32 protein-coding genes are annotated in these 25,156 nt (G+C 58.6%); 9 read left to right on the top strand and 23 right to left on the bottom strand.

The features are described from left to right. Window position 1: 1 nt before the first annotated feature. Entirely contained in the window at window positions 2–514 is a 513-nt protein-coding gene (locus CQ041_RS09075; RefSeq protein WP_105522450.1) for a plastocyanin/azurin family copper-binding protein, read from the top strand. Window positions 515–575: 61 nt separating this feature from the next. Beyond that, window positions 576–1,406: an NADPH-dependent 7-cyano-7-deazaguanine reductase QueF gene (gene queF / locus CQ041_RS09070; RefSeq protein WP_105522449.1), complete on the top strand. Its 831-nt coding sequence runs from the start codon at window positions 576–578 to the stop codon at window positions 1,404–1,406. A 73-nt stretch (window positions 1,407–1,479) separates the two neighbouring features. On the opposite strand, the gene CQ041_RS09065 is transcribed toward queF, so the two are convergent. Both CQ041_RS09065 and CQ041_RS09060 read right to left on the bottom strand, forming a co-directional pair. Next, window positions 1,480–1,746 (bottom strand): DUF4404 family protein, encoded by a 267-nt coding sequence (locus CQ041_RS09065; protein ID WP_105522448.1) that lies wholly within the window; start codon window positions 1,744–1,746, stop codon window positions 1,480–1,482. Window positions 1,747–1,856: 110 nt separating this feature from the next. Then, window positions 1,857–2,465 (bottom strand): phosphatase, encoded by a 609-nt coding sequence (locus CQ041_RS09060; RefSeq protein WP_105522447.1) that lies wholly within the window; start codon window positions 2,463–2,465, stop codon window positions 1,857–1,859. Between the two features lie 197 nt (window positions 2,466–2,662). Between CQ041_RS09060 and CQ041_RS09055 the strand changes: the two genes are divergently transcribed. From CQ041_RS09055 to rssC, 3 genes are all read left to right on the top strand, one after another. Next, window positions 2,663–3,352 (top strand): VacJ family lipoprotein, encoded by a 690-nt coding sequence (locus tag CQ041_RS09055; RefSeq protein WP_105522446.1) that lies wholly within the window; start codon window positions 2,663–2,665, stop codon window positions 3,350–3,352. Between the two features lie 340 nt (window positions 3,353–3,692). Beyond that, complete coding sequence (rssB, locus tag CQ041_RS09045) at window positions 3,693–4,874, top strand: two-component system response regulator RssB (RefSeq protein WP_105522444.1); 1,182 nt, start codon at window positions 3,693–3,695, stop codon at window positions 4,872–4,874. Next, entirely contained in the window at window positions 4,874–5,356 is a 483-nt protein-coding gene (gene rssC / locus CQ041_RS09040) for an anti-sigma factor antagonist RssC (protein ID WP_105522443.1), read from the top strand. The genes rssB and rssC overlap by 1 nt, the downstream gene beginning before the upstream one ends. A 138-nt stretch (window positions 5,357–5,494) precedes the next feature. Here the strand turns inward: rssC and tal are convergent, their stop codons facing one another. Further along, window positions 5,495–6,421, bottom strand: a complete 927-nt coding sequence (tal, locus tag CQ041_RS09035) for a transaldolase (protein ID WP_105522442.1) — start codon at window positions 6,419–6,421, stop codon at window positions 5,495–5,497. Between the two features lie 237 nt (window positions 6,422–6,658). Further along, window positions 6,659–7,669 carry a tRNA dihydrouridine(20/20a) synthase DusA gene (gene dusA, locus CQ041_RS09030; protein ID WP_105522441.1) on the bottom strand — a complete coding sequence of 337 codons (1,011 nt, stop codon included), beginning with the start codon at window positions 7,667–7,669 and terminating at the stop codon, window positions 6,659–6,661. A 103-nt stretch (window positions 7,670–7,772) separates the two neighbouring features. On the opposite strand from dusA, the gene CQ041_RS09025 reads away from it, so the two are divergent. Beyond that, window positions 7,773–8,924, top strand: a complete 1,152-nt coding sequence (locus CQ041_RS09025; protein WP_105522440.1) for a site-specific integrase — start codon at window positions 7,773–7,775, stop codon at window positions 8,922–8,924. Here CQ041_RS09025 and CQ041_RS09020 read toward each other — a convergent pair. The 12 genes from CQ041_RS09020 to CQ041_RS08965 form a co-directional block, all read right to left on the bottom strand. Further along, window positions 8,899–9,174: a pyocin activator PrtN family protein gene (locus CQ041_RS09020; RefSeq protein ID WP_105522439.1), complete on the bottom strand. Its 276-nt coding sequence runs from the start codon at window positions 9,172–9,174 to the stop codon at window positions 8,899–8,901. The genes CQ041_RS09025 and CQ041_RS09020 overlap by 26 nt on opposite strands. A gap of 10 nt (window positions 9,175–9,184) precedes the next feature. Continuing rightward, window positions 9,185–9,436, bottom strand: coding sequence for a hypothetical protein (locus CQ041_RS09015; RefSeq protein WP_105522438.1), 252 nt, complete (start codon window positions 9,434–9,436; stop codon window positions 9,185–9,187). After that, window positions 9,433–10,059, bottom strand: coding sequence for a hypothetical protein (locus tag CQ041_RS09010; RefSeq protein WP_105522590.1), 627 nt, complete (start codon window positions 10,057–10,059; stop codon window positions 9,433–9,435). Before CQ041_RS09010 ends, CQ041_RS09015 begins: the two co-directional genes overlap by 4 nt. 2 nt (window positions 10,060–10,061) lie before the next feature. Then, window positions 10,062–10,325 carry a hypothetical protein gene (locus tag CQ041_RS09005; protein ID WP_105522437.1) on the bottom strand — a complete coding sequence of 88 codons (264 nt, stop codon included), beginning with the start codon at window positions 10,323–10,325 and terminating at the stop codon, window positions 10,062–10,064. A 58-nt stretch (window positions 10,326–10,383) separates the two neighbouring features. After that, window positions 10,384–10,695: a hypothetical protein gene (locus CQ041_RS09000; protein ID WP_105522436.1), complete on the bottom strand. Its 312-nt coding sequence runs from the start codon at window positions 10,693–10,695 to the stop codon at window positions 10,384–10,386. Window positions 10,696–10,750: 55 nt separating this feature from the next. After that, window positions 10,751–10,957, bottom strand: coding sequence for a hypothetical protein (locus tag CQ041_RS08995; protein WP_105522589.1), 207 nt, complete (start codon window positions 10,955–10,957; stop codon window positions 10,751–10,753). Between the two features lie 30 nt (window positions 10,958–10,987). Then, a complete protein-coding gene (locus CQ041_RS08990) occupies window positions 10,988–13,702 on the bottom strand; it encodes a toprim domain-containing protein (RefSeq protein ID WP_177429374.1) in 2,715 nt (904 codons plus the stop codon). A 6-nt stretch (window positions 13,703–13,708) separates the two neighbouring features. Beyond that, entirely contained in the window at window positions 13,709–13,942 is a 234-nt protein-coding gene (locus CQ041_RS08985; protein WP_105522435.1) for a hypothetical protein, read from the bottom strand. Between the two features lie 76 nt (window positions 13,943–14,018). Next, window positions 14,019–14,390: a hypothetical protein gene (locus CQ041_RS08980; protein WP_105522434.1), complete on the bottom strand. Its 372-nt coding sequence runs from the start codon at window positions 14,388–14,390 to the stop codon at window positions 14,019–14,021. Beyond that, window positions 14,390–14,677, bottom strand: a complete 288-nt coding sequence (locus tag CQ041_RS08975) for an ogr/Delta-like zinc finger family protein (protein ID WP_105522433.1) — start codon at window positions 14,675–14,677, stop codon at window positions 14,390–14,392. Before CQ041_RS08975 ends, CQ041_RS08980 begins: the two co-directional genes overlap by 1 nt. After that, window positions 14,677–15,147 carry a YmfL family putative regulatory protein gene (locus CQ041_RS08970; RefSeq protein WP_105522432.1) on the bottom strand — a complete coding sequence of 157 codons (471 nt, stop codon included), beginning with the start codon at window positions 15,145–15,147 and terminating at the stop codon, window positions 14,677–14,679. Before CQ041_RS08970 ends, CQ041_RS08975 begins: the two co-directional genes overlap by 1 nt. 29 nt (window positions 15,148–15,176) lie before the next feature. Then, on the bottom strand, window positions 15,177–15,389 hold the full coding sequence (locus CQ041_RS08965; protein WP_078049807.1) for a DNA-binding protein: 213 nt from the start codon (window positions 15,387–15,389) through the stop codon (window positions 15,177–15,179). 84 nt (window positions 15,390–15,473) lie between these two features. On the opposite strand from CQ041_RS08965, the gene CQ041_RS08960 reads away from it, so the two are divergent. From CQ041_RS08960 to CQ041_RS08950, 3 genes are all read left to right on the top strand, one after another. Next, entirely contained in the window at window positions 15,474–15,821 is a 348-nt protein-coding gene (locus tag CQ041_RS08960; protein ID WP_105522431.1) for a helix-turn-helix domain-containing protein, read from the top strand. 73 nt (window positions 15,822–15,894) lie between these two features. Next, window positions 15,895–16,695 carry a zinc ribbon domain-containing protein gene (locus CQ041_RS08955; RefSeq protein ID WP_105522430.1) on the top strand — a complete coding sequence of 267 codons (801 nt, stop codon included), beginning with the start codon at window positions 15,895–15,897 and terminating at the stop codon, window positions 16,693–16,695. A 367-nt stretch (window positions 16,696–17,062) separates the two neighbouring features. Then, a complete protein-coding gene (locus tag CQ041_RS08950) occupies window positions 17,063–18,454 on the top strand; it encodes a P-loop NTPase fold protein (RefSeq protein WP_177429373.1) in 1,392 nt (463 codons plus the stop codon). Between the two features lie 64 nt (window positions 18,455–18,518). Here CQ041_RS08950 and CQ041_RS08945 read toward each other — a convergent pair whose 3' ends face one another. Genes CQ041_RS08945 through CQ041_RS08915 form a run of 7 tightly spaced genes read right to left on the bottom strand, consistent with a single transcriptional unit; the run spans window position 18,519 to window position 25,097 of the window. Further along, a complete protein-coding gene (locus CQ041_RS08945; protein ID WP_105522428.1) occupies window positions 18,519–19,781 on the bottom strand; it encodes a phage late control D family protein in 1,263 nt (420 codons plus the stop codon). Next, a complete protein-coding gene (locus CQ041_RS08940) occupies window positions 19,778–20,218 on the bottom strand; it encodes a phage tail protein (protein WP_046035128.1) in 441 nt (146 codons plus the stop codon). The genes CQ041_RS08945 and CQ041_RS08940 overlap by 4 nt, the downstream gene beginning before the upstream one ends. A gap of 5 nt (window positions 20,219–20,223) precedes the next feature. Next, entirely contained in the window at window positions 20,224–22,845 is a 2,622-nt protein-coding gene (locus CQ041_RS08935; RefSeq protein WP_105522427.1) for a phage tail tape measure protein, read from the bottom strand. Next, window positions 22,835–22,954 carry a GpE family phage tail protein gene (locus CQ041_RS08930; RefSeq protein ID WP_105522426.1) on the bottom strand — a complete coding sequence of 40 codons (120 nt, stop codon included), beginning with the start codon at window positions 22,952–22,954 and terminating at the stop codon, window positions 22,835–22,837. The genes CQ041_RS08935 and CQ041_RS08930 overlap by 11 nt, the downstream gene beginning before the upstream one ends. Window positions 22,955–22,962: 8 nt before the next feature. Next, window positions 22,963–23,298, bottom strand: coding sequence for a phage tail assembly protein (locus tag CQ041_RS08925; RefSeq protein WP_105522425.1), 336 nt, complete (start codon window positions 23,296–23,298; stop codon window positions 22,963–22,965). A gap of 50 nt (window positions 23,299–23,348) precedes the next feature. Further along, window positions 23,349–23,864 (bottom strand): phage major tail tube protein, encoded by a 516-nt coding sequence (locus CQ041_RS08920; protein WP_105522424.1) that lies wholly within the window; start codon window positions 23,862–23,864, stop codon window positions 23,349–23,351. A gap of 57 nt (window positions 23,865–23,921) precedes the next feature. Further along, complete coding sequence (locus CQ041_RS08915; RefSeq protein WP_105522423.1) at window positions 23,922–25,097, bottom strand: phage tail sheath protein; 1,176 nt, start codon at window positions 25,095–25,097, stop codon at window positions 23,922–23,924. Between the last annotated feature and the right edge of the window lie 59 nt (window positions 25,098–25,156).

The raw sequence follows: 25,156 nt of genomic DNA, 5'->3' as shown, positions 1-25,156 counted from the left end.
AATGGCATTGCGTACACCCCTGTTGTTGGCGGGCTGCCTGTTGGTGGCGAGCGTTGGTGCGATGGCGGACGCGACGCATGACTATGCCTTTGGTCACCCGGCGTCGGCGGACAAGGCCACCCGCACCGTGGAAGTAACGCTGCAGGACATTGCCTTTGCGCCGACATCGCTGGACGTCAAGGCCGGTGAGACCGTGCGCTTTGTGCTGGTCAACAAAGGCCGGTTGTTGCACGAATTCAACTTGGGCGATGCGGCGATGCACGCCGAGCACCAGAAGGAAATGCTGCAGATGCAGGCCAGCGGCATGCTCACCGCCACCGGCATGGGCAAGATGGACCACAGCGCCATGGGCCATGGCGCCATGAAACATGATGATCCCAACAGCGTGTTGGTCGAGCCCGGCAAGACGGCTGAATTGACCTGGACTTTCACCAAGACCACCGGCCTGGAGTTTGCCTGCAACCTGCCCGGGCATTACCAGGCAGGCATGGTCGGCACGCTGAACGTCGAGTAGGCAGCAAAGGCGGGGGCAAAGGCTGATAGAATGGCGGCGTTTATTTAGCCAGGTTTCCGCCATGCATCCCGCAGCCGAACATTCGCCGCTGGGCAAGTCCAGTGAATACATCTCCACCTACACCCCTTCGTTGCTGTTCCCGATTCCACGTGCCGCCAAGTGGGCCGAGCTGGGCCTGAGCGCCGAGACCCTGCCGTACAAGGGTGTGGACTTCTGGAACTGCTTCGAACTGTCGTGGTTGCTGCCCTCGGGCAAGCCGGTGGTGGCCATCGGTGAGTTCAGCATTCCGGCCGAGTCGCCGAACATCATCGAATCCAAGTCCTTCAAGCTGTATCTCAACTCGCTGAACCAGACCGCGTTTGCCGACACGTCGAGCCTGGAAGCGACCCTGCGCACCGACCTGAGTGCCGCTGCCGGCAAGCCTGTGGGCGTGCGCATCCGCAGTCTGGCCGACATCGAGGCCGAGGGCGTGATGGCGTTGCCGGGCGTGTGCATCGATGACGTGGATATCAGCGTCAGCAACTACGAGCATCCGCGCCCGGAGCTGTTGCGTTGCGACGACTCGCGCATCCTGGAAGAGAGCGTGCACAGCCACCTGCTCAAATCCAACTGCCCGGTGACCAGCCAGCCGGACTGGGGCAGCGTGGTGGTGGAGTACCGCGGGTCGGCGCTGGAACACGCGAGCCTGCTGGAATACATCGTGAGCTTCCGCCAGCATTCGGACTTTCATGAGCAGTGCGTGGAGCGCATCTTCCTCGACCTGCAGCGCTTGCTGAAACCGGAGAAATTGACGGTGTATGCACGGTATGTACGGCGTGGCGGGTTGGATATCAACCCGTATCGCAGTACTGAGGATATGGCGTTCCAGAACGTGCGCCTGGCCCGCCAATAGTCTTCATACAAACCAATGTGGGAGGGGGCAAGCCCCCTCCCACATTTTGATCTGCGCTTGGCTGACGGGCAGATCAGATCCCGATATTGCCCAGGGTGATCATGATATTGCGCAAGGTCCCGGAAATCACCGGGTGTTCGGCGTCAAACTCGATGGCCGCTTGATTCACATCGTCGGAAATACTGGGCGTCTGGGTGGCCGGTTCCAGTTCAAGTTGCAGTTCGAACTTGGCAATCAAGGCTTCCAGTGCTGAACGTTTTTCTTCCGACAGCGGCGGTTCCTGTTCCAACTGCCCGCGCAGGATCTCGACCTGTTCTTCCAGTTTTTTGCGATCAGGCATGACGTGTTTCCTTTTATCGATAGGCACTGGCATAGACCACGGCGCGCCGTGAAAGGTCTACGGGCTGACCTGTAGATTAATCCACCGGCGCCGACTGTGCATGATCTCGATCAGGGCTTCTCGCCCTTGAGCTGGCGCAGGCGGATATCGGCGAGGCAGGTACCGAGTTCGCCGAGATGGTCGATCACCGAGTGGACGCCCAGGCTGTACAGCGCCACCGTGGCCTTGGCGCGCTTGCGTTCGCGCTCTGGCCCGCTCAGTGCTTGCCATTGTTCGGGTGCCAGGCCGCACAACGAGCCGCATGAGGCCAGGCCGATGGTCCAGAGGCCGGCGTTGAGTCCCGATTGCAGCAGGCGCGGTTCCCCGCTGACCAGCACGCAGCCTTCCAGGCGCTCGATGTTCAGCTCCATCAAGGCTTGCCAGCACGCGTGGGGCGCCGGCCAGCGGATGGAGGAGGGCGATGCAGCCTTCAGCCAGCCCGGCAATACGGCGGCCAGTGGCGTAGTGACTGTGCTGGGGAGTTCTTCCAGCCAGGCGCAGGGCACGCCTTGTTCCTTGAGGCTGCGCAGGATGTTCAGGGCGCCTGGGGTGGCCAGGGCTTCCAAGGATGGCGAATCGGTGCGCGCCCGGGAACCAAAGTCCACCAGGCAGCCACTCAGGCCGAACAGAACGGCCGTCAGGGCGGGAGCGCTGGCGATGGAAAGCTCGGCGTGAGGCATGTCGACATCCCTGAAATAGCTGTGACGCTAGCGAGTCGGGATGACAAACCGATGACACACGGGTGGTGTTGCAGGAAATGTGTTCAAATTCTGCATGACGTTTCCTGGTGACTGCCTAATTGCCAACTTCCGTCATATACTGGCGGCCTTATTCAGGGCATAGCGCCCATGACAGACCATTCAAGGAGCTTAAAGCTATGCGCTGGAGCCAATATTTCGCTCAGTTTTCGGTGTGTGCCGCTGTGATGCTGGCGCCATTCGCCGCGCAGGCCGCGTCGGAAGACGATCCGTGGGAAAGCGTCAACCGCCCGATCTTCACGTTCAACGATACCGTTGATACCTATGCCCTCAAACCACTGGCCCAGGGCTATCAGTTCGTCACGCCGCAGTTCATGCAGGATGGCGTGCACAACTTCTTCCGCAACATCGGCGATGTCGGCAACCTGGCCAACAACGTGCTGCAGCTCAAGCCGCACGCGGCGGGCGTGGACACTGCACGTTTGCTGGTCAACACCACGTTTGGCGTACTCGGCCTGATCGATGTCGGCACCAAAATGGGGCTGCAACGCAGCGACGAAGACTTCGGTCAGACTCTCGGCTACTGGGGCGTGGGCAGCGGTCCCTACGTGATGCTGCCGCTGATGGGCCCGAGCACGCTGCGTGATGCGCCATCCAAATACGTCGACAGCTACACCCAGCCTTATCGCTACATGAACGACATCGGCTGGCGCAACAGCACCTTCGGCCTGAACATTGTCGATACCCGTGCCAGCCTGCTGGACAGCGAAAAGCTCATCACCGGTGACAAATACACCTTCATCCGCAATGCCTACCTGCAGAACCGTGAGTTCCGCGTCAAAGATGGCAAGGTCGTCGACGATTTCTAAGTCGTGACGTCTTGAAATGAAAAAGGCGACCCCAGCGGTCGCCTTTTTTGTGCCCGGATTTGCACGGTTTCAACCTCGCATTAAGTTGTGCTCATCAGTGTTCTTATAACTCCCAGTGATTTGCCTTATAAAGACGGCCGGCGACCATCGGCATGAGCTTGAAACCCCTGCCGGATGGGAGTACCGTCTGCGCCTTAGAAGGGCACCTCTGCTTTACAGTTGTGCGTAGGTCAAAAGCCTGCGTTTTGTAGGACAGAGAGGCTAGAAAGCGAATCCAGTAAGTGAGTACGGCCATTGCCGCACCGCCTACGCCAACCTAATTCTGGCGCCGTTTGCCCACATGCAAAAAACCAGTGCCACGCTGCTGATAATCGATGACGACGAAGTAGTGCGCGAGAGTCTCGCGGCCTATTTGGAAGACAGTGGCTTCAGCGTCCTGCAGGCCAGCAATGGCCAACAGGGTCTCCAGGTATTCGAGCGCGACCAGCCCGACCTTGTGATCTGCGACCTGCGCATGCCCCAGATGGGCGGCCTGGAGCTGATTCGCCAGGTGACCGAGCTCGCCCCGCAGACGCCGGTGATTGTCGTGTCCGGTGCCGGCGTGATGAACGATGCCGTCGAGGCCCTGCGCCTGGGCGCCGCCGACTACCTGATCAAACCCCTGGAAGACCTGGCGGTGCTGGAGCATTCGGTACGCCGTGCGCTGGATCGTGCGCACCTGTTGGTGGAAAACCAGCGCTATCGCGAAAAGCTCGAAACCGCCAACCGCGAACTCGAAGCCAGCCTCAATCTGCTCCAGGAAGACCAGAACGCCGGTCGCCAGGTGCAGATGAACATGCTGCCGGTCAGTCCCTGGACCATTGACGATTTCCAGTTCGCTCACCAGATCATCCCGTCGCTGTACCTGTCGGGTGATTTTGTCGACTATTTCCGTGTGGATGAGCGGCGTGTGGCGTTCTACCTGGCCGATGTCTCCGGCCACGGTGCCTCCTCGGCCTTTGTCACCGTGTTGTTGAAGTTCATGACGACGCGGCTGTTGTTTGAGTCCAAGCGCAATGGCACCTTGCCGGAGTTCACCCCCTCCGAGGTGCTGGGCCACATCAACCGGGGCCTGATCAGCTGCAAGCTGGGCAAGCACGTGACGATGGTCGGCGGCGTGATCGATGAAGAAACCGGTCTTTTGACCTACAGCATTGGCGGTCATTTGCCGATGCCTGTGTTGTATACCCCTGACAGTGTGCGTTACCTGGAAGGCCGTGGTTTGCCGGTGGGCTTGTTCAATGAAGCCACCTACGAAGACCACATCCTGGAACTGCCGCCGACGTTCAGCCTGACGCTGATGTCCGACGGCATCCTGGACCTGCTTCCAGAGCCTACACTCAAGGAGAAAGAAGCCGCCTTGCCCCAAAAGGTCAAGGCAGCGGGCGGCAGCCTGGATGGCCTGCGGCAAGTGTTTGGATTGGCCACGCTGGGGGAGATGCCGGATGATATCGCCCTATTGGTGTTGAGCAGGAATCTTTGATGAGTACCGGAAGAATCCAATTCGCCGAGCAGGACGGGACCTTTGTCCTGAAATTTGTCGGTGAAGTGCGCCTGACCTTGTGTTCGGCGCTGGATGCGACGATTGAGCGGATTTTCACAGCGCTGAACTTCTCGGCGATCGTGATCGATCTGACCGAAACCCGCAGCATCGACAGCACCACCCTTGGCCTGCTGGCCAAGTTGTCCATTCTGTCTCGGCAGAAGATTGGCCTGTTGCCGACCGTCGTCACCACCCACGAAGACATCACCCGGCTGTTGCAGTCCATGGGGTTCGACCAGGTGTTCAACATCGTTGACCGCCCGATCCCGTGCCCGGAATGCCTGACCGACCTGCCGTCCCAGGACCAGTCCGAGGAAGTGGTACGGGTCAAGGTGCTGGAAGCGCACAAGATCCTGATGGGGCTGAACGAATCCAACCGTGAAGCCTTCCACGACCTCGTCAACGCCCTCGAACGCCACTGACCTGCTGGGTTGAAATGCATTCCAGATGTGGGAGGGGGCTTGCCTCCTCCCACATTGAATTGAGATAGGCTTCAGATCGGCTGAGCATAAAAAAGGGCGGTACCCCCTAGGGTACCGCCCTTTTTGCCATCGCCCGCCTTACAGCTTGGCCGACAACAGCGCCTCCAGCTTCTCCTGGTCGCGAGCAAACTGACGAATGCCCTCGGCCAGCTTCTCCGTTGCCATCGCGTCCTCGTTGGACTCCCAGCGGAACTGCGCTTCAGTCAGATGCACACGGGCTTCACCGGCATGCCCCGGCGTCAGCTTGCGCTCCAGCTTGCCCGTGTCCGCCGCCAGCTTCTCCAGCAGGTCGGGGCTGATGGTCAGGCGGTCGCAACCGGCCAGCTCTTCGATCTGGCTGAGGTTGCGGAAGCTCGCACCCATCACCACGGTCTTGTAGCCATTGGCCTTGTAGTAGTTGTAGATGCGCGTCACCGACTGCACGCCAGGATCATCGGCGCCGGTGTAGTCGTTGCCGTTGGCCTTCTTGTACCAGTCGTAAATGCGGCCCACGAACGGCGAAATCAGGAACACGCCTGCCTCGGCACAGGCCACGGCCTGGGCGAAGGAGAACAGCAGGGTCAGGTTGGTCTGGATGCCTTCTTTTTCCAGCTTCTCCGCGGCGCGGATGCCTTCCCAGGTCGCGGCGATCTTGATCAGCACGCGGTCGCGGCCAACGCCGGCTTTTTCGTACAGGTCGATCAGACGGTGCGCACGCTTGAGTACGGCGTCAGTGTCGAACGACAGACGCGCATCCACCTCGGTGGAGATACGCCCCGGTACCACTTTCAGAATCTCTTGGCCCACGGCCACCGCAAAACGGTCGCTGGCCAGGCCCACATCGCCGTTGCAATCCTGTACGCACTCATCCAGCAGCTTGGCATAGCCTGGGATCGACGCGGCCTTGAGCAGCAGGGAAGGGTTGGTGGTGGCGTCTTGCGGCTTGAGCTTGGCGAGGGTAGAAAAATCGCCGGTATCGGCTACAACGGTGGTGAACTGCTTGAGTTGTTCCAGCTTGGAAGTCATGGGCGTGCTCTGTCCTATGGGTCTGATGACATTACCCGAGGGCCGACAGCCACTCAAGGGCGCAAATGCGTTCATCGGCCCGTCGTGGCCACAACAGGCAAACGACAGGCCTGACTGCTAAATAGGAGGGCAAAACGGCCATCAGGTTCAACCCGATCACAAATGCCCAGACTCAACCCGTGGCGAAGCAGCTTGCTCCCGCTGGGCTGTCTGGCAGCCCCAGAAACATCAAGGCGCTCACCGCCCCTCCAGCAGCGCCCCCGCCTGATCCAGCAGCGCCAGGGGATCGCTCGCCTTATGGATATCCACCGACAACAACTGCCGAAATTTCCGCGCCCCTGGAAACCCTGTTCCCAACCCCAGCACATGCCGGGTGATGTGATGCATCGTGCCGCCCCCGGCCAAATGCTCGGCAATGTAAGGTCGCAACTGCGCCAGCGCCTCCGCGCGGCTGATCACCGGCGCCTCGCTGCCAAACAGCTGCTGGTCTACCTGCGCCAACAGATACGGGTTGTGATAAGCCTCACGCCCCAGCATCACCCCGTCGAACGTCTGCAAATGTTCCTGGCACTGCTCCAGCGTCTTGATCCCGCCATTGAGAATAATCTCCAGCTCCGGAAAATCACGCTTCAACTGTGCCGCCACGTCGTAACGCAACGGCGGGATGTCACGGTTCTCCTTGGGCGACAGCCCCTCCAGGATCGCAATCCGCGCATGCACGGTAAAACTGGTGCAACCGGCGTCCTTCACGGTCCCGACGAAATCACACAATTCGGCATAACTGTCCCGCCCGTTGATCCCGATGCGATGCTTGACCGTCACCGGGATCGACACTGCATCGCGCATCGCCTTCACACAATCCGCCACCAGGGCAGGGTGCGCCATCAGGATCGCGCCGATCATGTTGTTCTGCACCCGATCACTCGGACAGCCGACGTTGACGTTCACCTCGTCATACCCCACGGCCTCGGCCATGCGGGCGCAGGCAGCCAGGTCGGCAGGCACGCTACCGCCCAGTTGAAGGGCCAACGGGTGCTCGGCCTCGTTGTGGCGCAGGAAACGCTCATGGTCGCCATGCAGGATCGCACCGGTGGTGACCATCTCGGTGTAGAGCAGGGTGTGCTTGGAGAGCAGGCGCAGGAAGTAGCGGCAGTGGCGGTCGGTCCAATCCATCATAGGTGCAACGCTAAAGCGCCGAGACAGTGCGGGGCTTGATTCTGCTGGGCTAAAGCTCTGTTTATCTAGCATTTTACTCAACGTGTTCTGGGCGAGTTTTAGGGCGTTTTCAGGCGTTTTTTAAGGCTCGGTGGTACGATGTACCACTTCAAAACTGACGCGTACCACTTTCGATATGGCGACTATCAGGGCAAGAAAACTGGCGGATGGGACTGTGAGCTACACGGCTCAAATCCGCATCAAACGCGACGGAGTGCAAGTCTACCAAGAGAGCCAGACCTTCGCCCGGAAACAGGCTGCCCTGGCGTGGACGCGCAAGCGCGAATCGGAGTTGGACGAACCTGGTGCGATCGAGCGGGCCAGCCGGAAGGGCGTCACCGTCAAAGACATGATCGATCAGTACCTGTTGGAAGTGGGAAAGGCCCGGCCGTTGGGCAAAACCAAGAAGGCCACGCTCGAAGCCATCGGCAAGATGGACATCGGCCAACTGAGCGATACCAACGTCACCACCCAATGCCTGGTCGACTTTGCGCTGTTTCGGATGAGCAGCGAGGGCGGCGGTGTCCAGCCGCAAACCGCCGGCAACGACCTGGCGCACCTCGGTGCCGTCCTAGCGATCGCCAAAGACGCATGGGGTTACCAGGTCGACCCGCTCGCCATGGGCGGCGCCCGCCGAGTATTGCGCAAACTGGGCTACAACCTGAAAAGCCGCGAGCGTGACCGCCGGCCGACGTTGGACGAGCTGGCGAAGGTGCTGACGCACTATCAGGCCATGCAGGTGCGGCGCCCGAGCGTCATCAATATGCTCAAGGTCGTGGGCTTTGCCCTGTTCTCCACCCGTCGGCTGGATGAAATTACCCGCATCCGGTGGGCCGACGTCGACGTGCCAGGCCAGCGGGTGCTGGTGCGCGACATGAAAAACCCCGGCCAGAAGATCGGCAACGACGTGTGGTGCTACCTACCGGACGAGGCGTGGCAGATCCTCCAGACCATGCCGAGGGCCGGCGAAGACATCTTCCCCTACAGCCCTGAATCCATCTCCACGTCCTGGGCGAAAGCCTGCAAGTTCTTGACCATCGCGGACCTGCACTTCCACGACCTTCGCCATGAAGGCGTCAGCCGCCTGTTTGAGATGGATTGGGACATCCCGCGAGTGGCGAGTGTGTCCGGCCACCGAGATTGGAATTCTATGCGGCGGTACACCCACCTGCGTGGCAAGGGTGACCGTTATGTGGGTTGGGAATGGCACGAAAAGATACTGAGGGCGCCCGTCCAACTGGGCGCCGCATCAGAGAAGTGGCTCAAACGGCGTGTTTTATCCCGTTGAGCTGGTTGTGTTCCTTCACAGCGGCGGCGCGCTGCAAGTCGAGGTAGGCAGCGAGGTCGGTGAGGTGGATGCCTTTGGCCGATTTCTGGCTCGGTTCCAGGCGTGTAATGGGCAACTTGATCTGACCGCTCATCACCTTGCGCTGGAACATGTCCGGCGTCAGGTGCGTGAAGTAATCTCGGCAAACCAGCTCCAGCGAGATAATCGCCTGGCCGTCGTATTGGGCCATGAGAATGAAGGCTGTGTTCATGGTGATCCCCTCACATCCGTAACGATTGATGAATGAAGGCCGGCAGCGCTTTGTGTTCTGCAGGCTTTGGTCCGTCGCCCTGGATCTCGCAAACAAACCGATGGCGTTTCCGATTGGGCGCAGTCAGCGCCTCAGTCAGACCTGGCAAGACTTCGACGCATTGCTCGTAGGCGTGAGGTCCGCTCCAGCTATCAGCCCTAATCACCTGGCAATCCGTACGGGTCGCATCCGCGCACAGGTAAAGCAAAAGAAATACGGTCATGGTGCGTTCCCTGCGCCGCAGTTCGGGCAGTCGTCGAAACGCTGACGTTCGCTGAGAAAACGCCCGCAGCCTTCGCAGTTAAGCCGGTCGCTGTAGGTGCGGTTGCGCGGGCGCTTGATCGTGGGCAGCTTGAGGCCGACTGAGCGCAGTGCCTGCCTGTGGTCGAGCAGCGCGGCCGGGACCACCGGCCGGGAGCGCTCGACGATGTATCCGCATGGCCAAAGCTCAAAGCCTTGGGCCAGGTAACCAGCGGCATCTGCCGCACCGGGGTGGATGGCGTTATGCAGGTTGGCGGTTGGGCCTTTGCCGCCGCGCCACACCAGATCATTGCCGTCCCACTCGCGTGCGTAGGCGACATATACGCGGCCGTCTTCGTTGCGGTAGGCCTCGGCCTCTGACTTGGTGAGGTACTGGCAGTCAACGCCGACCTCTGCCCGGGTGCGGACGTACTCCACTGGCCAGGGCAGGTCGGTTTCGCGGCATTCGTACTGCTTGACCGCGGGCTCGCGCTTGAATTGCTCAGCCTCGTTGAGGTTCGAGGTGTAGCCGCCACCCTCTCGCCAGAACATGGCTCGGCTGCCGACATTGCTGCGGCTGTCCTGCAAGAAGAAGAGGTCAGACATGATCATTGGCCTCCCATGAGCATGCGCGTCAGTGCATTGGGCTTGCCGTCCGGGGTCAGTTTGTTGAGCGGTTTTGTGATGCTACGACCGTTCGTTGCTCGCACGGTGGCAACGCTGCCATCGATCGCTTCTATGACGCCGGTACGAGCACTGAGCTGGTATTGCTGGCCACCACCGCTCATAGCGACGTAGCAGACCTTGTCGCCGACAGCCATCGGGGTTGTGGTAGCCTCTGCGGTGCCGCCTTGGGGTTGATTCACTTGCATGGTGCTTCTCCTTTGGGTGGTCGGTGTCGAGGGGTTGCAGCCCCTCGGCACCACCTTCTTACTGGCATTCGCCGGTTGGGTTTTGCTTCCGCACCAGGTGCAGCAGCAGGTTTTCAAATTCAACGACTTCATCCGTTGCCGACTGCCATTCCAGGACTGCCTGGATCTGTTCCCGGCTGCACTCAAGCACCAGAATTTCTTTGTCGCTTACCGCACGAACCTCCAGGATCGCGACCAGGCCGGCTGGGTCGTATGCTTCGGCGTGAACGATCTTCCCGGACTCGTTAAACCAGTCCTTCAGCTCTTTCAGGTGCCGAAGGCGGTTGGTTTCGCCCTGTTGGCCGTCGCCGGTGATGACTTGTACGTGCATGGTGCTTCTCCTTTGGGTGGTCGGTGTCGAGGGGTTGCAGCCCCATGTGTGGTTGTCAGGCTTCGTCGGCCATATCCTGCTCAATAATCGCGACGACTTCGGCACGGTCCCTCGCATAAGCGAACGGGAGTTCTCCCCCTGGTCGAGTCACGGGGTAGCGCGACTCAGGCAACCGGCACTCGGCGACGGTGTAACCGTTGTCGGTGATCCAGCAGTTCTGCTGCACTTGCCCGTCTCTGTTTCGTTTTACTGCCCATTTCATGGTCATTCCCTCACTGAGTCACCCCAGTAGCTACGTGCTCTTGAACACCCAGCAGCGCACGGTTAATGGTTTATTGAACAAGGCATTGCCGGCGCTTTGAGAGGCGCGGACCGCGCTGTACGTTGACTTGTTGGTTTCCAGCAGCTTTCTGCTGCGGCTCTCCGTCAGCAGGGAACGCAAGGTCTTGAGGTCGGCCAGGTTCTGGCGATGGATGCTGGCTAGCTCGGCGAACTCGTTGAGGTTGATGGCGATCAACTTGGGGTCGGTGCTGTGATTGACCTGCGGGCCATCGCCCAGGCTTTCGAGGTACTCGTAGACTTCCCAGAATTCGGCCACCAGCGGATGGTCGGCGCTGATCGCGGACTGGCGTTCCAAAGCCATGACCGTCAGGGCCTGGTGAGTTGTGATCCGTTGGTTTTCACTCAGCGGGCAAATCAGGCACAGGCAGTCCACCAGGGCCATGATCTGGCTGTGGTTCTTAATGATCCGTTCGACGCGGATTTCCTTGAGCTTGCGCAGATGTTGTTCGTGCACCAGAACCCGTTCGGCAAATTTCGCCATGATCTGGGCTTCGGCACGCACGGCCATCAGCAGGAAATGGCTGAGCTGCTCCACCGGGATCAGGTTGAGATTGTCTGCCGCTGCACGGCTTTCGGTGGTCACGTCCGGGCGTGCAAAGTGGGTTTTGATAATCCGGGTCAGGATCGCTTCAGAGGCGCTGACGTCGGCGTTTTGGCTGATGGCGATGGTCCCTCGAAACGGCGGTTCGTAGGTCTCGTTGCCGCTGGTTTTCATGCCCTTGGTGCCCAGGGTGCCGCCGCCGAAAAAGTCTTTCAGCTCGTCCCAGTCGAAGCCCTTGGCATGCGCTTTGTCCGGCTCATTACGGTCGCCCTCGATCAGCACTACCGGCATGTTGGACACTTGGCCCATAGCGCGCTGGCGGCCTGCTCGAGTTGATTTAGACGGGTCAAAGCCTTCGTATTCGCGACCCAGCAATTTCCACAGGAACATCAGCAGCGTGGTTTTACCGGCGCCGGCCTCGCCCGTTACTTCCAGAAATGGAAAGGATTTGTACTGCGCGCGGATCTGCTCGGCGAACAGCGAGCCAAACCAAAAGGCCAGAGCGACAATGCCTTTGGCGCCGAAGCACATCCAGAGCATTGGCAGCCAGTCACTGCGGTAATGCTTGGCATCACGCTGAATATGCATTGCGATCGACTTCTGCAGAGTCTTCAGGCGCAGCTTGCCGAACTCGAAAAAGTCTTCCTTGTTGACCTGGCTGACAACCCCATTACGCATGGCGAGGTCGCCGAACACGTAGGCGCCGTGTTCCTTGCTGTAGCCCACGTAGTCGATGGTCTCAACGGTTTTCAGGCCGTAGAGCTGGTCTTTCATGATCTTGTCGAGCTGCTGCCCGCTGCCGGTGAACACCGCCCCTGCGGCCATGCTCAGCAGGCGTTTTTTGAACTCGCTGGCGGCGGCAACCTGCCCACCGGTGAATGTGTTTTTAACGCTGCCACCGTCGTGCGGGAAGTCCACGCGGAAGTAGTACCAGGACTCGTCTGTCACTTCGTTGCGCTGAAAGTACAGGGCCTGTGGGTAGCAGTTGGCGATTTCGACCACGCCGCCGCACTGGCGTAGAGCCTTGTCTCGGCGCTGTTTGTCGTTGAGCAACTGGTCTTCCTGGCGTTCGGAAGTCTCCAGCGCCTGCATGGCTTTGTTAAATTTTTCAAAGTCCATTTTGAACCAGTAAAGCCGGCTCTCGAACCCGAAGAAAAATTCGTGGCGCTCAAAATGGTCGTACATGAGTACGCCTTTTTCTGAGGCGCTTTCAGCCAGGAGCAGGTCGCCGTGATAGCGCGCAGTGTTCAAATCCTTTTCGACCTGTGTAGCGCGCGGCTCATCGCCATCGACAAACTGCCAACGCTGGTGCAGGTCGTTCCAGTCGACCTTGCGGCTGTCAGGTTGGGGGATTTGTGCCGCCTCGCAGACGTAGCCCAGGGCACGTGCCTGACGCACCCAGCGCTTGGTGTACCGGTGAGCGCCTGGCTCGTTGTCCAGAGCCCAGATCAGCTTTGGCAGCTTGCCGCCACGTTGGCGGGCAAGTTCCTTCAGTGATTCTTCGGGATAGGCGCCGGATGACATTGCTGAAACCGCCGCTATGCCGTTGTGCACCAAGGCGATAGCGTCAAAGATGCCCTCAACAATCCACAGCTCCTTGACGTCCAGCAGCTCAACGCACGGCGGGCACCACCAAACGCCACGCGGGCTGTCGCCGGGTTTGAAACGGGCTTTCATCTTTCCGAAGCGGTGCGGACGGTCAATCAACCGCTCCCAGTAACCACCTTTATCAAGTGCGAATCGCACTGTGGCGCTGCCTTCGTTCAGCTCGTTGGAAAAGTACGAGTCCTGGGTGAACCAGCCCTGAATGACGTCGAAGCGGAAGCCCCGGGCAAACTCCAGATAAGCACGAGCGGTGGCGTTCGGGTGTTGCTCAGTGGCCGGGGCGCGGCTGCTCCAGTCGTTGAAAAGGTCCTCGTAGATCTCTTTGACGTGCCAGGTCTGGCCGCACTTGCCACGGCCGCAGCGGATGACCCATGGCGCGTCATGGAAAGCGTACAGCTCTTTTTTATTGCAGGCTGGGCATTTGCCTTCCCGCATGTATTGGCCGGCCTTGTGCTTGAAACCGTAATCGGATTTCAGGCGGTCCAGGATGTCGGCGCGCAACTCGTATTCCATTGTCATTGGGGCTTACTTCACTTCGCCGAGGCTATGTTTAAGGGCGCCTATCAGGCTTTTTCGTGCAGCCATCGCGGGGAAGGCCACCAGCAACGAGCCGTGCCGCAAACCTTCGGGGATCATGCGAAAACGGTCGTCATACCAATGCTCGTTGAACAGCACCGCGTACTGCGCACGCAGGTCTTTGAGCAGTGCCTCGGCCTGGGCGCGGGGCAGTTTTGCGGTGATGGCAATGTCGATTTCCATGGTCCACCTCGGATTGCGGGCAAAGCTCACCCAAACCCATTGGGAACGGGGCAGGGCGGGGGGTTAAAAGGGAGCGTTACTGAGGGTGTGGCTTGTGTACGGTACTGCGCTGATCGAGAAGTTTCTGTGGCAGAAACCGAGCCGACATTGGGAAGGTTTTGCCGGCGAGAACGTCAACCAAGAGGACACGGGTGCTGTCTGAACCACTGGCCCAGTCAATGCCAATCCAGCGGCGTTTCTTGATGACCTGCAGTTCAGTCCATGCGTTGTGTACGAGCTTGGGCGCCATGAACACGGGCACTTCCAATGCAAGGGTCAGGTGGCGAATGCAGCGATCGAACAACAGATCGGAATCCACCAGGTGTTCTGCCTCATGGCGTTGCAGGTAAGCGAAAGCAGCTTGTTGCATGCTGCTGCGGTAGTCATGAGTCTGTTGATCGAGGTTCATCACGCGCGCTCCATTTCCAGTTGGTCCAGCAGATCGGGTTGATCGTTGGCGGTTTTCATTGTCTGGCGGCGAGTGACCACGTCTGCGACTGGTAGCTGTACAGCCGGGTTTGGCATGCCGCTGGGGCTTAGTTCGTGGGTCATTTGAAACTCAGCACGCGCCACGAAGCCGCAAGCCTCGTTGGTGCATTGCAAGTAAGCGATACGTAGGAAAATGTGCTGGCCTTCGCTAGTGCGAATGCGCATGCGGCCGTGGCAATGGGGGCAGACCAGTTTGTAGGTACTCACTAGACAGCTCCCTGGCTGTAAAGCTGGATAGTCGCAAACACCTCGGCGTAACGGGCCGACATGTAAGTAAACAGGGCTGCGACGATTGCGTCGGCTTCACGCTTTTCAATGACCCCATCGTCCAGAGCCGCAGACATGATCTGATCGACCCGGCCGCGCTTGGCCGAGGCCTTGAGCGAGCGGCTATACAATTCCACGTTGTCCAGGTTCTCTGTGAGGCTCAGCGGTACGAACATGCCGCCGTACATTGAGGCAATGTAATCAGCCAGGAACGTTGTGCCGGCGACCTGTTCCAGACGGTGGATGTGTTCGTCGGTCAGCGGGCGACTGCCGGCGTTCTCGTAGGCCTGGTTGTCGAACTTCTTAAGCGGCATACCGAGGTCAGCCGCGGCATACAGCCGACCGCGAGGGTAGGCGCCAATGACGGCCATGACCACGCTCTTTCTGCTGTCTAGAACTGGGCGTTTCATCTTCTGGTTTCCCCTTGGAGCCAGAGGCCCTAGTTTGTAATCACGCCGTCTTTGATACCGAGCAGTACGGCGGCGCGGTGAGCTTCACCGCGCAAGCACTTTTTCTGTCCGTTCAAAACTGCGTAAACCGTCGAAGGGTTGAATTCATGTTCTTCAGCCCAGTCTTTGGCCGATATCCCGAGTCGTGCGAGACGGTCACGGGCCTCTTGGCATGCTTGCTCGATAGGGGATGCGTTCGGCATAGTCTCGTTTCGTGTGGTTTCGTGTGATGACGTGTGAAGTATTTCCCATGTTTGTGGGATCGTCAAGTATTGATGGAGACAAATGTGGGAATTGGTGACCGCCTCAAAGAGGAAAGGGAACGTTTGGGGTTCAGCCAGACTGAATTTTCAGCCGTTGCTGGGGCTTCCAAAAATAGTCAGTACAACTACGAAAAGGGCGATCGGAGCCCGGACGCAAACTACCTAGCTGCGATAGCGGACAAAGGCGTCGATATCCTTTATGTGGTGACTGGAGAGCGCAAACCACAGGCCGCCGATAGCATTCCCGCCGATGTGCTTGAGTTCATTGGGATGTATGAGCAAGTGACTGATGCTGACCGGCAGGTTTTGCTGCGCATGGTTTCAGCGTTCGCCAGTGTCGCGTCTGCTAGCGGGAAAAAGGTCGGCAACTGAATAGACGTTGAATTGGATTTGTCACGCCGACCAAGATGGTCGGCTTTTTCATGGAAGTTAAGGGAGTAGAACAATGGCGTTGAAGCCTTGTAAATCGTGTAAGCACACAGTCGACGCCACCGCAAAGGTCTGCCCAAGCTGCGGCGTAAAAAATCCCGGAGTGACAGTCGCACAGCAGGTGTTTGGGCTTCTGATCCTGCTGGTCATCATCGCTGGCGCTGTCACGATGTGTTCAGGTGGCAATAAGGAAAAAGTCGCTGACAAGACACCGCCTGCGGAGAAGCCTGCTCAAAGCTCCGTTTTGCCCTCCACTTACACCATCACCAAAGACGAGTTTCGCGAGGGACGGCCTCGCAAGGTCGAGGTCATGTTGCCCCGGCGCCTCAATGACACTGAGCTTGCTGACGTAGCAAAAGCCGTTCGCGCTGATACTAAATTCAAGGCTGACAAAAGCTTCATTGGGTTCCGCGTAGAAGGGCAATCTGACGGTGCTTACTGGGCCAACGCCAGTTTCGATCCTGACTATAGATCCTCGCTGATCGGCTTGAGCGCAAATGACTACCAAGCGTTGAAGGCTCTAGATTTGAAGGCCTACCCGAACAGAATCGGTAGTTGGATGCAGGACGGTGCGCTGGGGCATGTGATGGTGCTGTACAAGCAGAACGGCAAGTATCTGCTCGATTCTGTCTTTGCCAGCGGTGGGAAAAATACCGAGCACTATGTCGGCAAGAAACTGCCGGATGGTGGGCTGCGTCTTGACGATCCCGAAAGCGACTTCAACGAGCACTACGTTGTCGATGCCAGTGGCAACTTGCAAGGCTGGGGCGAGAACGGCATGTACATGACGCTGCCCCCATTCAAGCCCGCGCAGTGACGTAACAAAACACATAATTTTTTGATTGCTGTCCGATGACACAGCAAAACGTGATGGAAATTAGCTGTTCCCCGGGAGTCTTTAACGGCGTCATGTAGGCGCCGAGCCCCCGTTGCGTGTGAAAGGAGTATTCGCATGATGGAGAACAGCGGTGTATCGGAAAGCCAAGTGCCAGTTGTAGATTCGAACTGCCTTAGCGATCGGGAAATGATATTGCTAGCGATTTTTAGGCTTATCAGCTCCCAGCAGCAAAGGGATGTGTTGCGACTGTTGGAAGTTTTTATAGAGGTGAGAGGGTAATCAATAGGCCCCGGTCAAGCGCCGGGGCTTGTCAATAAGAACTGCACCTATGAAGCAGGGGGGATATATGGGCATTGAAGTGGATGTATGGGCTGGTGATTTCATGAATCGCAAGCCAAGCAGTGAATTTCTGACGAAGTATATGCTGGCAAATGATCATGTGAAGGTCTTAAACGTCAACTCCCCATGGGGGTCAGGGAAATCGTTTTTCTTGGAACGTTGGCAGGCTGAGCTTAGTAAAGACCATGTGTGTGTGTTGTTCAATGCTTGGGAGACGGATTATTCGGCTGAACCATTGCTAGCGTTAATTACCTGCATAGAGCAGCAGACGAAAGATGATCTTGATGTTACTTCAAGTGAGGCTGGTAGACGAGTCGTTGATCTTAGTGCCAATATCATAAAAAAAGCTGCGCCTTTAATAGCCAAGGGATTGATCAGGAAGTATGTGGGTGTTGATCTTGATGATCTATTTAGTGAAAAAGACAGCGACGGTGCAGTTGAAGCGGCGGGTGATTTGGTTTCATCGTTAATTGACGATCAATCTAAAACAATAATGCATGTTGAGGAGTTCAAGACTGCTCTCATTGAGCGGTTGGGGAGTGCAGCTGATAATCGGGGATTAAAAAAACCTGCATTTATATTTATAGATGAGCTTGATCGCTGCCGCCCCACTTATGCTATTGAGTTGCTAGAACGTATCAAGCATTTTTTTGAGCTCGAAGGATGTCGCTTTATTATTGCGTCCGACTCGAAGCAGCTGGCTCACTCTATTCGTGCAGTATATGGGCAGGGCTTTTCTTCTGAACAGTATTTGAATAGGTTCTTTGACGCTGAATTCTCGCTGAGTAATGGTGATGTTTTTGATTTGGTGCGCAACCATCTCCCAGTAATTGGTTCCGTCTCTGTAGGTATAAACATTACCGGTCAGGTCGTCGAAAATATGTTTGATAGAAAGCCAGTTGCGCATGCTCAAAAAAATACGATTGTTAGTGACCTTGAAGGGTTAACCGAGAATCAAATTATTATTGTAGGTCTTAGCAGGTATTTTAAGGTTGAGTTGCGTGAGTTGACAAATTATATTAAGCAGGTCAAAAGTGCTGCAGATACAATAGGTGGCGAGGTGCAGTTTTTTTGGTTGGCTTATTTGGTATTTTTCAAAGGTTCCAGAGCAGAGGAGTATTCTGATCTCTGGGTTGATGATAAGTGGAAAGCGGCTGTTACAAAGTTTGAGCGTGAGAAATCCAGTCTAGTTACGTTCTCGTTTACTCGGAAATTGTGTTCCCCCGCAGACATAGCGTTATTTTATTTGGAAATGCTCAATTCTAGTCGTGCTGATTTTCAGCGAATGAGTACTGATCTAGGTTCTTGGAAAAATGAAATATTCTACTCGGCAGGAAAAAATTTGGATCGTCTACGTACCTACAAAGATGTCGTTGAGTTAGCCCACCGCTTGAAGTGATGATTGTTGCCAGAAAGTAGCCTGGTATGAAGTCAGGCCGCTTTCAACTGACCCAGAGCCGTATTTAATTTTCCTGCATCTTCTTCCACTCTCGATCCACAGCTCGCTTGGCTGTCTTCTCACTGGCGTACAACCACCTCAACCGCCTCGCCTTCGCCTGATCCCCCGCCGTAATCGTCTTATCCTTCCCGGTTTTCTGGTCGCGGTAGTACGCGATGATCCCTGTGTAATCGCCTCGATTCTCTTCTGCCAGGTCTTCGACATTGTCCTCCGGCAGCTTGCTCTCCAGCTCCAGGCTCACCGTGTACCCGCCACTGTCAGTAAGGCTGTGCTGCACGTTGCCGCCATACCAAATGATCTCGTCGATCTCCGCCTTCACGCCCTGGAGCGTGTACGTCAGTTCGGGGATCAGATCTGGCCGGCCCATGGCAAGGGTGTAACTCAGCGTGGCGCTGCCACGTTGCAGGCGTCGGAATTCCGCCCGGGCAGCGCGCAGTGCGGATTGCTGGTCGCTGTAGGTGTGTCGCAGATCTTTGAGATTGTCGCCGCCGCCGGCGATTGCCTCCTGTTTCTTGGCGCTGTTCACGTCATAGTAATAGGCGCGCACACCGTCGTAGCTGTCGCGGTCGGCTTGCAGGTAGCGGTGCTGGTCGCCGTCGGTGCGGGTGAGGGTGATGTGGGGTAGGTCCATTCCACTGGCCGTCTTTCCGCCACCCGCCGGCAGGCACAGCAGGCAGCCGGCTTTAACGCTAGCCACCGCGTCGAACTCTTCGCCCAGGCGGCTGATCAAGTTTGCGTCGGACTCGTTCGCCTGGTCGAGCTGCAGGATGGGCAAGCCGTCGAGCGCGCCGGAAATGGTGGCGGTGAGCCCGTTGCCGATGGCGATATCGCCCAGGACGTCGCCGAGGGTGGTATTGCTCCAGCTGCGCTCGCGCTTGGTTTTCAGGCCCTTGCGCAGATCTGCCGATCGAGCGCGGATGCTGAGTACGTCCGGTGCGCCGCTGTGTTCGGTTTCGTCGACGGTGTAGGTGCCTTTGTCCACCAGGCCGGTGTCGCTCCAGCCAAGCCACAACCGGACAACCGCGCCCTTCGGCGGAATTGTCAGCAAGCCGTCATGGTCGCTGAGGGTGATGCTGAGTTGGTCGGCCTCGACGCCGCGGTTGTCGGTCAGCTCCAGGCTCATCAGCCGCGGGCTGATTATTTGGGCAATGTCCAGGCCGTCGACGGCGAGCCGGAAGGCCGGCACCGGATAGGACGCGTCCCGTACGTAGCGCTCTGCGGTGTTGCGCAGGTAACCAGTGACCTTGGCAATGATTGGCTCGATCACAGCAGGCCCCGCAGGATATTGACGCCGATGCTGGTACCGGCGCCGAGCAGGTCGATGCGGTCATCGTCCGTACGCTTCAGGCTCAGGGTGAACTCTATGCGCCGCGCCGTACCGTCGGGGAAAAATATGGTCCTGGTTTCGCTGAGGCTTTCGATCACCCACAGTCCGTAGATCCGCCCGGTGCCCTCGACCATGGGCCAGGCCTTGCCGGTGTTTGCCATCAGGCGTAGGGAGTCGAGGCTTAGGGCTGTGCCGGCCAGTTCGGGGAAGAGGATGCCGGGGAGGGTGATGGCGTCTTCGCCACGGCCAACGAATTGCCGCGCGGGCGCTGCACCAATGCGGTTGTTGCTGGCATGGCGCCAATCGGTTTGGCGTTGCAGCTCCTGGTATGCGGCGGTGTGGAGGCTGAACACGAACATGCCGAGGGCCATCATCATGGTGTTTATTCCAGGTCAGAGAGTTTGCTGCGCTGACGCGCCTTCTTTTCGTTTTCGATACGGGCCATCATCGCGCGCACGCTCTTTTCCAGGCTTTGCATGTCGGTGCCGGGCCCTGCGGTGATACTGATTTCGTAGGTGTCGTGGCTGTCGTAAACCGCTGCTGAGGGCGAGCTGCTGATGGGCGGTGCGGTGTCCACAGCAAAAGCTGGCATTGCAGTTGCGCCCAGAGCCAGCGTGCCCGCCGCTGTCATTTGCTTGCCAATGGTGGTCAGGGCGTCCAGCGGGCCTTTCTGTCCACCTTCGAGGCCCTGTGTCAGGCCGGCCATGGTGAATCCGCCCAGCTCTGCGAACACCCGCGATGGGCTGTGGATGCCTAGCTTTTCCTTGAACCAACCAATACTGGCTTCGCCGATCGAACCTATGGCGTCCTTGACGGCACCGAGCCCTGCCGTCAGCCCATTGATCAAGCCGTTGACGATCATGCCGCCGAACTCGGTGAAGCGGCTCGGCAGGTCAACACCCAAATAACTCAGCACACCGGCGAAGGCCTGGTACAGCAGCCCAAGCGGACTAAAGTTGACCAGGGTGGTGATTATGCCGGCTATTCCACCGCTGAACCCCGCCTTGATTTCGGTCCAGGCGTTGGCGAAGTAGTTCTTCACCGCGTCCCAGTTTTTGTAAATCAAGTACGCGCCGCCAGCCAGTGCCGCGACAACGGCAGCAATGACCAGGACAATCGGATTGGCGGAAAGGCCCCACAGCGCAATGCCGACTGCGCGCAGAGCGGTCACTAGCGGGCCGATCAGAATGCCGCCCAGCGTTCGCAGCACCGTGCCGAATACTTTGAAGATACCGATGATGCCCGGGAGTTTAATGCCGAACATGGCCAGGCCGAACCGCAGGAACAGGAACGGCCCCAGGATGCCGGCGAGCGTGAGGGCCAGCCCGCCGAATACCGCTGATAACAGCGCCACGCTGGCTACGATTTTCAGAAGCGTTGCAGTCAACGTCGGGTTGGCTTTGACCCATGCGTTGACCTTGTCCAGCACCCCGCCGACGGCGTCCATGACGTCGACCATGGTTGCCCGCACAGATTCACCTGCGCCGCTCTTGGTGTTGAACAACTTATTTTGCAGCACCTGCCAGCGGCCTTCTATCGCGTCTGCACGGATGTCCATTTCGCGCTGCATGGAGCCGTTACCGGCGGTGTCGTTGACCAGGTCGAGTTGACGTTTCAGCTCGTCCAGGTTGTTGACCAGCTTGCCCGCGTCTTTACCGAACTCTTTCCCGAAAATCCGCGTAGATACTTCTGTCTGCTGTTCAGGCGACAGTTTTTTGATGCGATCAAGAACACCCATCAGCGTGCCCATGGCGTCCTTGCTCATGCCGCTCTGGACGGCTTTTGAATCAAGTCCAACCATGGACATGCCTTCCTGAAACTTCTTGCCCTGCATGGTGGCGATGGACAGTTCGCGGACCATAGCCCTGGACGCGCTCGCCGCAACTTCGGGGGCTGAGCCAAGCGACAGAAAGGTACTGCCCAACGCTGCTGCCTTGCGGTAGTCGAGCTTGTCGGCCACATCGCTCATGCGGGTCAGGGTTTCGATGATGTCGCCACCCTTGGAGCGGGTGTTGTCGTCCAGGTAGTTGAGCGCATCACCCAGCGCCGAGATGTTCTTGATCGGCACCTTGTACAAGCCGGCGATCCGGCCCATGTCCTCGCCCACCTGCTCCGCCGGCAGGTCGAAGGCCACCGCAGCGGTGGCCGATACCTTCGCCATGGTCAGCAGGTTTTCCTTACCCTGGATACCGGCCCGGGCCTGTGCTTCGACCAGAGCGGCGAACTCGGTGGTTGCGATGGGCATTTCGTTACTGGCCGCTTTGATTGCGTCCGCAAACTCGTAGTAGGTGGCGGTGAGTTTGCCGTTGTCGTCCCGTGCGCCGTCGACCTGTTTGGCGACGCCCATCATGGCGCTTTCAAAGTCGACGTATTCCTTTACCACACCGATGATCGGGCGGCTGGCTGCATATGCCACACCCAGACTGGAACCGCCGGCCACCGCCGCGTTGCCCGCGAACTGCTTGCCCTTATCATATGCGCTACGGGTTTCGGCCATTCGCTTCTGGCGGGCGCTCAGCGCGGTGAGGCGTTTGGTTTGTTCGCTGATACTGGCGTTGGCAGCGCTCATCTGCTCCCGCAGCTGGCGTTCGTGGTTGCCCAGGTTCTTGGTACTGATGCCGGCGTCATAGAGCTTCGACCGAAGGCCTTGCAACTGCACGCTTTGCTGCTGGTGCTGCTGCTTGAGCTTTGTGGCCTCGCGCACCGCCGATTGAAATTCCCGTGTCATCGCCCTGGTCGGCGCGCCGGTAGCGGAAAACTGCTGGCTGAGAGATTTGACCTTTTCGCGAGCGGCGGTAAGCGCAGTACCAGTCTGTTCGGCAGCTGCGCGCTGAGCCCGCCAGGCACCGACGTCTTTCTGCTGGGTGTTGAGTTCCTTCAGGCGGTCGCGAGCGGCCTTGAGTGCACGGGCAGTTTCAAGGCTGCCATTGTTGATTTGCTTCAACGGGCGGGTAGCTTTGTCGATGGCATCAAGCACCACCTGTAGCCGCAGATCATTTGCCATCGGTGGAACTCCGCACCCTGGCACGCTCGCGCCAGTCCGTCAGTTCTTGCAGGCCCAACTGATCCATATCAGCCGGTGCCCAGTGAAAAACCACGGCCAGGTCAGCCATGGCCTCCTCTACGCAGCGAGGGATGCGTCCGTCTTCGTCGATTTCTGTAGCAAAAAACCGGTGATCTTCGTGCTGAGTGCAACCAGGTCGGCTGGATCCATGGACGTGACTTCAATGGTGGTGAGAGTCGGCGAACTGATGCGTGGCAACACCTTGATCAAAGCGTTGACGTCCATCTGTAGTAGCTCCGCCAGGCTCACGCCGCGCAGCTCACCGGAGTTGGGTTTGCGCAGGGTGATGCTGTCAATGCTGGTCGTGCCACGGCGGATCGGCGTGTCGAGGATGACGGTGTTGTCGTCGGCCAGCGGTTGTACGTCTGGTTTTTCGGTCGCTGCGGTTTTCATGGGAAAGCTCCTGTTGATGAAGGTATGCGGTTAACGATCAATGCCGGCGATCAAAGGCCGATGGCGCTGCGCTGTTTCTCCAGCATGTCGACGCCGCCGACCTTTTCGATGAAGTTCAGCAGGTCGATTTCGATGATGTCTTCGTTGTCGACGGTCAGCTTGTAGTAGGTGCAAGTGGTGGTGACGGAGTGCTCGGTGTCTTCACCTGGTGTGGCGTCACCCATTTCAATGGTTTCGTGACGGCCGCGAACGGTCACCTCTACGGCGCTGATTTCACCGGTGTCGTCCTGCTGGAAGGCACCGGCGAAACGCAGGGGAATACCCGCTGCGTTGACCGCGCCGAATTGCTTGAGCACGATCAGGTCCAGGCCGCCCAGCTTCCATTCCAGCTGGATGCCGTCGTCGGACATGCCCAGGTCAGCCTTGACCGGGCCATTCATGCCGGCGGCGCGCCAGGCCTCCATCTTGCGGCCCAAGGCGGGCAGGGTGACGGTCTTGACCTTGCCTGCGTAGCTGCCGCCATCGTTGAACAGGTTCATGTTTTTCAGTTTGTGAGGCATGGCCATGGCGGGGGTCTCCGGGGTTATGGCACGGGGTTAACTCCCCTCACGGGGAGGCCCGGTTTAAGCAGCGATTGCGGCGGCGAACTGCATCAGGTAACGGTCGGTGATTCGCTGACGCAACGTGAGGTCTTCCAGGGGCGGCACCGGGGTGTAGTCGTAGTCGAGGGTCAGCTTGCCGGCCTTGAGGGTGTCCTTATCGTTGATGTCTTCCGGGTACCAGCACTGTCCGCCGATCAGGTAACCCTGGGCAATCAGCTCGCGGAACTTGGCGTTGATCCCATTGATGATGTCTTTGACCAGGGACGCGTGCATGGGCTTGTCCATGGCCCACATGTGCGCCTCGGCCATCGTGTCGGCGATGATCTGCGCGGTACGGGTGTAGTTTTCGAACGCGAACAGCGGATCGTCGCTGCACGTGCGGCTGCCCCAGAAGCGGAAACCGCCCTCGTTGATCAGGGTGGTGACCTCGTTGCTGTTGAGGTAGTTGGCGTCGGTAGCCGGGTTTTGCAGGTCCCAGAACACATCGGCGCTGATGCCTGTCACGCCGTTGACCGCGACGTTGGAGAGTGTCTTGTGCCAGCCGGTTTCCTTGTCGATCTTGGCTCGCAGGCCCAGGGCTCGTGCCACCGCCGATGCGGTAACGGTCGCGCTGGTGACCGTGTCCCAGTTCTGGAACTCTGGCCAGATCACCATGACCTCACGGGCGCCGAAGTTTTCGCGGTAGGCGACCACCTCTTCCTTGGTTTTGCAGTCCCACGCGCTGACATAGGCGAAGCCGCGCAGGTCCTGGGCAATCGATACCAGGGCGGTGGCCACTGGCTGACTGTCGAGGCCTGGCACACCGAGAATGCGCGGCGTCATGCCCACACGGGCCTTGGCTGCGAGCAGGGCTTTCATGCCGGTGTATTTGCCGTCAGCGGTGGTGGTGCCGATCAGGGCGGTGGTGGTAGCAGCTGCGTCTGCGCCTTCCTTCACTCGCACCACGATGGTGTAGGGCTTGGTCTGGTCGGCGATGGCTTGCAGGCTCTTCGCCAGGGTGCCTTTCACGCCGGCTTTGGCGATGGCGGTTTGCACATTGGTCAGCAGGACAGGGGTGTCCAGCGGGAAAGCGAGCGGGTCCGCATCTTCAGCCGTACATACCAGGCCGATGACTGCGGTTGCGATGGTGCGAATAGGGCGGGTGCCGTCGTTGAGTTCGAGAACCCGCACGCCGTGGAGATAGTCTGAACCGGCCATGGGTGGTTGCCTGCGCTGTGATGGAATGACAGTGCACAGGCTGCCGCGCGCGCGCCGGA

The sequence above is a fragment of the Pseudomonas sp. MYb60 genome, from assembly GCF_002979555.1.
Lineage (GTDB): Bacteria > Pseudomonadota > Gammaproteobacteria > Pseudomonadales > Pseudomonadaceae > Aquipseudomonas.
The sequence above is the reverse complement of the archived record's forward strand: the minus strand, read 5'-3'. Positions and strand labels throughout refer to the sequence as shown.